Below are 6,382 nucleotides of genomic sequence, written 5' to 3'. Positions count from 1 at the left end.
ATCGCTGTAAGTCGTGTCATAGCCGCCGCTCAGGTTGGACGTGCTCCGGGAGGTGGTGCCGTCGCTATACCTCGTGTCCAAGCCACCGCTCAAGTTGGATGTGCTGCGCGAAGTCCGCCCGTCGCTGTACGTCGTGTCGAAAAAAAAAACGGGCGCGGACCTGGCGGCGGCAGTCGCCTCTGCCGCCGCCGGCGACGTGCTGCGGCTGGCGTCCGGCTCCTACGCCGGCGGCATCGTCATCGACAAGCCGCTCACACTGGAAGGCCCACAGGACCGTTCAGCCATCATCGTCGGCACGCGCCAGGGGCGCACGGTCTGGGTCACGGCGGCGGACGTGTCGCTGCGCAACCTGACCGTCACGCGCTCCGGCCTGAGCCTGTCCGACATGGACGCCGGCATCTTCCTGGACCGCGAGGCGCACCGCGCGCTGGTGGAACGCAACGACGTGCTGGACAACCTGGTCGGCGTGCACGTCTGGGGGCCGGCGGACGCCACGGTCCGCGGCAACCGCATCGTGGGCAACAAGGAGCTGCGCGTGGCCGAGAGAGGCAACGGCGTGACGCTCTGGAACACCCCTGGCACGCGCGTGCTGGACAACGACATATCCGCCGGCCGCGACGGCATCTTCGTCAACACCAGCAAGCTCAACACGTTCAGCGGCAACCGCTTCCATGACCTGCGCTATGCGGTGCACTACATGTACACCAACGACAGCGAGATCAGCGGCAACGTTTCGACCGGCACCGACATCGCCTACGCCATCATGTACTCGCACCGGCTGGTGGTGCGCGACAACGTCGCGCTGGATAGCCATGAGCAGGGCCTGATGCTGAATTACGCCAACCATTCCACGATCGCCAACAACACCGTGGACCGCGCCGGGAAATGCGTGTTCATCTATAACGCCAACCGCAACACTTTCCTGGACAACCACTTTTCCAACTGCGACATCGGGGTGCATTTCACCGCCGGGTCCGAAGGCAACCAGATCTCCGGCAACGCCTTCATCAACAACCGCAACCAGGTGAAGTACGTGGGCACGCGGACGCTGGATTGGTCGGTGGACGGACGCGGCAACTACTGGAGCGACAACACCGCCTTCGACCTGGACGGCGACGGCATCGCCGATACCGCCTACCGGCCCAACGACGTGGTCGACCAGCTGCTGTGGCGCGCGCCGGCGGCCCGCATCCTGCTGAACAGCCCGTCGATTTCCATCGTGCGCTGGGCGCAGTCGCAGTTTCCCGCCATCCTGCCCGGCGGCGTGATCGACAGCGCCCCGCTCATGCAGCCCCCGCCCACCGCAAGCACCAAGGAATCACCATGAGCACCGACCTGGTGGCGCTGACCGGCGCCAGCAAGCACTACGGCGCGCACCGGGCCATCGACGGCCTGGACCTGCAGCTGCGCGAAGGCGAATGCGTCGCGCTCGCCGGACACAACGGCGCCGGCAAGAGCACGATGATCAAGCTCATCCTGGGCCTGATACGCCCCACCCGCGGCCGCGTCGCGATCTTCGGCCAGGATGCCCATAGCCCGGCCGCGGCACGCCTGCGCGGCCGCATCGGCTACCTGCCCGAAACCGTGGCGCTGCATCCGTCGATGACCGGCGAGGAAACCCTGGCGTTCTACGCCAGGCTCAAGCGCCAGCCGCTGTCGGGCAACGCCGCGCTGCTGGAAAAGGTCGGCATCGCCGGCGCCGCGCGCCGCCGCGTGGGCGGCTACTCCAAGGGCATGCGGCAGCGCCTGGCGCTGGCCCAGGCGCTGCTGGGCCAGCCCCGCGTGCTGCTGTTCGACGAGCCCACCACCGGCCTGGACCCCGCCTCGCGCCTGATGTTCTACGACATCGTGCATGAACTGCGCGCGGCCGGCGCCACGATACTGCTGAGCACGCACGCCCTGTCCGAGCTGGCCGGCCACGCGGACCGCATCGTCGTGATGAAGGCCGGAAAAAAGATCGCCGACGGCGCCATGTCGGCGCTGCGGCGCTCCACCGGCCTGCCCATCCGCATCCGCCTGACCTTGGCCGAAGCCAGCGCGCAGCCGCCGGGCGGCGACTGGCGCCGCATCGACGCCGGGCGCTACGAGCTGACCTGCCCCGAGAGCGGCAAGGTGGAGGCGATCCGCGGCATCGGCGCGCTGTCCGCGGCCATCGCCGACCTCGACATCCAGGTCCCGGGCCTGGACGACATCTACGCACATCTGCTTGAACGGGAAGACGTATGAACGCGGTATGCACCATCATCGGCAAGGAAATCCGCGACGGCCTGCGCAACCGCTGGGTGCTGGCGACCGCCCTGCTGCTGGCCGCCCTGGCGCTGGCGCTGGGCCTCTTGGGGAGCTCGCCCACAGGCACGGTCAAGGCCGAGCCGCTGACCGTCACGGTGGTCAGCCTGTCCAGCCTGTCGATCTTCCTGGTGCCGCTCATCGCCATGCTGCTGGCCTATGACGCCGTGGTCGGCGAGGTCGACCGGGGCACCATGGCGCTGCTGCTCAGCTACCCGGTGTCGCGCGGCCAGGTGCTGATCGGCAAGTTCATCGGCCACCTGGCCATCCTGGCGCTGGCCACGGGCGCGGGCTACGGTTCCGCAGGGCTGGCGCTGCAATGGGCCTATGGCGGCCTGGACGCCAGCGCCTGGCAGCCGTTCGCCCTCTTGATCGGCGCCAGCGTGCTGTTGGGCGCCAGCTTTCTCGCCATGGGCTACCTGATCAGCTCCCTGGTGCGCGAACGCGCCACCGCCGCCGGCATCGCGGTCGGCGTCTGGCTGTTCTTCGTGGTGATCTACGACATGGCGCTGCTGGGCGTGCTGGCGGCCGACCAGGGCCGCCACGTCAGCCCCGGCCTGCTCAACGCGCTGCTGCTGCTCAACCCGTCCGACGTGTACCGCCTGCTCAACCTGACGGGCTTCGAGAACATTTCGCTGTATGCCGGCATGGCCGGCGTGAGCGACCAGGCCAGCCTGCCGCTCGCCGCGCTGATCGCGGCGCTGCTGCTGTGGATCGCCGTGCCGTTCCTGCTGGCGACCGCGGCTTTCAGGAACAAACCGCTATGAAATCCCTGCGACTCATGCTGGCCGCCTCCATCGTGCTGCTGGCCGCGGGCTGCGGCAGCGGCGCCGCGCCAGAAACCGCGCCCCCGCCGCAGGCCGTGACGACGGAGTCCGTCGGCCATTACTGCGGCATGGCGCTGAGCGAACACAACGGCCCCAAGGGGCAGATATTCCTCAAGGGACAGGCCACGCCGGTGTGGTTCTCCTCGATCAAGCAGGTGTTCGCCTACACCCTGCTGCCCGAAGAACCCAAGGGCATCAGCGCCATCTACGTCAACGACATGTCCACCGCGGGCGCGGGCGGCGCGCCGGACCCGTCGGCCTGGATCGACGCGCGGCAGGCGTACTACGTCATCGAAGGCCGCTACATCGGCGGCATGGGCGCCGAAGACGCCATCCCCTTCTCCCGCCGCGACCCTGCGCAGGCTTTCGCCGACACCCACGGCGGCCGCGTCGTCACCTTTGCCGATGTGCCGGAAAGCTATGTCTTCGCCCAATAGCCCGCGCCTCTACAGGCCTATCGCCATGAACCCTACCCGCCGCCGTTTCATCGGCATCGCCGCCGCAGCCAGCGCGCTCGCGCTCGCTCCCGTCGCCGCGCGCCGCGCCGCCGCCTCGATTGCACCCACCACCTGGCAAGGCACGGCGCTGGGGGCCGACGCCGAGCTGCGCCTCTACCATCCCGACACCGGCACGGCCCAGCGCCTGATCGCGCAGTCCTTGCAGGAACTGCGGCGGCTGGAAGCCATCTTCAGCCTGTACCGCGACGACAGCGCGCTGTCGGTCCTGAACCGCCAGGGCTTCCTGGACCATCCGCCGGCCGACCTGCTGCGGCTCTTGAGCGAAAGCCGGCGCTACAGCGAACTGACCTCGGGCATGTTCGACCCCACCGTACAGCCCTTGTGGCAGCTGTATGCCGAACACTTCTCGCAGCCGGGCGCCGCCGCTGACGGTCCGCCGCCCCAGGCCATCGCGCAGGCGCTGTCGCGCGTGTCCCATGCCGACGTGAAGCTGGACGGCAGCCGCATCGAACTGCTGCGTCCCGGCATGGGCATCACGCTCAACGGCATCGCCCAGGGCTACATCACCGACCGCGTCACCGACCTGCTCAGGCGCGCCGGGCTGGCGCGGGCGCTGGTGGACATGGGCGAGATACAGGGGCTGGACAGCAGCGCGGCGCCGCAAGCGTGGAAGGTCGGCATCGCCGATCCGCGCGACCCGGCGCGCCTGCTGGCAAGCGCCAGCATGACGAACCAGGCCCTGGCGACTTCCGGCGGCTATGGCACCGCCATCGACCCTGCGGGCCGGTACACGCATCTGTTCAATCCCCGCACCGGACTCGCGCGGCCGCGGTACCTGAGCGTGTCCGTCATGGCGCCGTCCGCCACCATGGCCGATGCGCTGTCCACGGCTTTCTCGCACATGCCGCTGGAGGCGGCGCAGGCGGTGGTGCGGGAGTTGGGGCTGCAGGCGTGGTTTGTGATGGCGGATGGGCGATTGGTATTGCACGGTCAGGCCGGCTAAGCCTGCGCCCGCGCATGAAAAAACCGGCCATTGGCCGGTTTATTTCATTCTGGCGGAAGCGTTCCGCCTCAAGCCGCCGACGGCGGATTCAGCGACGACAGCATCTGCGTGAAGATCTTGGGGCTGGCGGCCAGCACGTTGCCGCTGTCCATCCAGCCTTGCTCGCCGTCGAAGTCAGCGACCAGGCCGCCGGCTTCCAGCACCATCAGGCTGCCTGCCGCCAGGTCCCAGGCCTTCAGGCCCACGCCGCAGAAGCCGTCCAGGCGGCCGCAGGCCACGTAGGCCAGGTCCAGCACGGTGGAGCCCAGGCGGCGCACGCCGGTGCTGCCTTCGGCCATCTGGCGGAAACGCGCGGAGCCTTGTTCCGGATCGCCGGAGTTGGGCCAGTGCGCGCCCAGCAGGGCCTCGTGGTAGCGGGTGCGGCCCGAGACGCGCACGCGGCGGTCGTTCAGGAAGGTGCCGCTGCCACGGCTGGCCGTGAACAGTTCATTGCGGGTCGGGTCATAGATGACCGCCTGCGTGACCTGGCCGCGCTGCGTCAGCGCGATCGACACGGCGTAGTTGGGCAGGCCGTGGATGAAGTTGGTGGTGCCGTCCAGGGGATCGATGATCCACTGGAATTCGGCCTGGTCGGGGCCTTGCAGGCCGAATTCCTCGCCCAGGACGGCGTGGTCCGGGTAAGCCGCGCGCAGCGTCTCGACGATCGACTCCTCGGCGGCGCGATCGACTTCCGTGACATAATCCCGCGGCCCCTTGCGAGCCACGCTGAGTCGTTCCAAATCCATGCTGGCACGGTTGATAATGGTGCCGGCACGCCGGGCCGCCTTGATGGCGATGTTGAGCATCGGGTGCATAAAATTCCGTACGAATGCGATGAGTTGGCTTGATGATAGGCCGCTTGCCGCCCCCCGGTCCGCCGTTCCCCGACAGGGGGAAATCGACCCAAAAAACCAGGAAGGCACTAAGCCAAACGTGCCATTTTAAATGACTCAAGCATTTTCACGTGTTCGCTTCGTTATGGTGAACCCCAGCCACCCCGGAAACGTGGGTTCGGCGGCCCGCGCCATCAAGACGATGGGCTTCTCCGAACTGGTCCTGGTCGAGCCTAAATTTCCAGATGTAACAAGCCAGCCGGAGGCCGTGGCGCTCGCCAGCGGCGCGCTGGACGTACTGGAAAATGCCCGCATCTACGGGTCCCTGGAAGAAGCGCTGGCCCCGGTCACCATGGCGTTCGCGCTGACCGCGCGGGTGCGCGACCTGGGCCCCCCGCCCTGCGACATCCGCCAGGCGGCCGAACTCGCCCGCGGCCATCTGGGCGAGACGGCCGAGGGCGTCGCGGCCGTGGTGCTGGGCACCGAACGCGCCGGGCTCACCAACGCCCAGATCGCGTTGTGCCAGCGCATCTGCCACATTCCGGCCAACCCCGAGTACAGCTCGCTGAACGTGGCCCAGGCCCTGCAATTGGCCGCCTGGGAGCTGCGCTACGCGCTGCTGGTGGACCAGGGCGCGGCGCTGTTGCCCGCGTCCACCGCGCAAGAGACGCCGCGCGGCGCCGCGCCGGCTTCCAGCGAAGCCGTGCAGGCCTTCCTCGCGCACTGGGAAGAGGCGCTGGTCGGCGTGCAGTTCCTGGATCCTGCCCACCCCAAGAAGCTGATGCCGCGCATGCGGCACCTGTACTCGCGCCTGGCGCTGAGCCGCGACGAGGTGGACATGATGCGCGGGGTCTGCACCGCCATGCTGGCCACGGCGCGCCGCAACGGCGACACAAAAAAATAGGGGAGCAGGCTTTACGCCTGTCCCCCAGCAAG

The 6,382-nt window shown here is 68.4% G+C and carries 7 protein-coding genes; 6 read left to right on the top strand and 1 reads right to left on the bottom strand.

The annotated features are described in order from the left end of the window. Positions 1–73 precede the first annotated feature (73 nt). The 5 genes from BRO63_RS23025 to BRO63_RS23005 are packed head-to-tail and all read left to right on the top strand — an operon-like array spanning position 74 to position 4,574. A complete protein-coding gene (locus tag BRO63_RS23025; RefSeq protein WP_306425685.1) occupies positions 74–1,327 on the top strand; it encodes a nitrous oxide reductase family maturation protein NosD in 1,254 nt (417 codons plus the stop codon). Then, positions 1,324–2,226, top strand: a complete 903-nt coding sequence (locus tag BRO63_RS23020; RefSeq protein WP_088142021.1) for an ABC transporter ATP-binding protein — start codon at positions 1,324–1,326, stop codon at positions 2,224–2,226. Before BRO63_RS23025 ends, BRO63_RS23020 begins: the two co-directional genes overlap by 4 nt. After that, positions 2,223–3,053, top strand: a complete 831-nt coding sequence (locus BRO63_RS23015; protein WP_088142020.1) for an ABC transporter permease — start codon at positions 2,223–2,225, stop codon at positions 3,051–3,053. Before BRO63_RS23020 ends, BRO63_RS23015 begins: the two co-directional genes overlap by 4 nt. Continuing rightward, positions 3,050–3,550 carry a nitrous oxide reductase accessory protein NosL gene (locus tag BRO63_RS23010; protein ID WP_088142019.1) on the top strand — a complete coding sequence of 167 codons (501 nt, stop codon included), beginning with the start codon at positions 3,050–3,052 and terminating at the stop codon, positions 3,548–3,550. The genes BRO63_RS23015 and BRO63_RS23010 overlap by 4 nt, the downstream gene beginning before the upstream one ends. 25 nt (positions 3,551–3,575) lie before the next feature. After that, a complete protein-coding gene (locus BRO63_RS23005) occupies positions 3,576–4,574 on the top strand; it encodes an FAD:protein FMN transferase (protein WP_088142018.1) in 999 nt (332 codons plus the stop codon). A 68-nt stretch (positions 4,575–4,642) separates the two neighbouring features. On the opposite strand, the gene BRO63_RS23000 is transcribed toward BRO63_RS23005, so the two are convergent. Beyond that, positions 4,643–5,428, bottom strand: a complete 786-nt coding sequence (locus BRO63_RS23000; protein WP_054453195.1) for an inositol monophosphatase family protein — start codon at positions 5,426–5,428, stop codon at positions 4,643–4,645. 130 nt (positions 5,429–5,558) lie between these two features. Here BRO63_RS23000 and BRO63_RS22995 point away from each other — a divergent pair, with 130 nt between their 5' ends. After that, on the top strand, positions 5,559–6,350 hold the full coding sequence (locus tag BRO63_RS22995) for an RNA methyltransferase (protein WP_088142017.1): 792 nt from the start codon (positions 5,559–5,561) through the stop codon (positions 6,348–6,350). Positions 6,351–6,382: the final 32 nt, after the last annotated feature.

The sequence above is a fragment of the Achromobacter xylosoxidans genome, assembly GCF_002192695.1.
Taxonomy (GTDB): domain Bacteria; phylum Pseudomonadota; class Gammaproteobacteria; order Burkholderiales; family Burkholderiaceae_B; genus Achromobacter; species Achromobacter xylosoxidans_C.
Note: the sequence above shows the minus strand (reverse complement) of the source record. Positions and strands in the feature narration are given on the sequence as shown.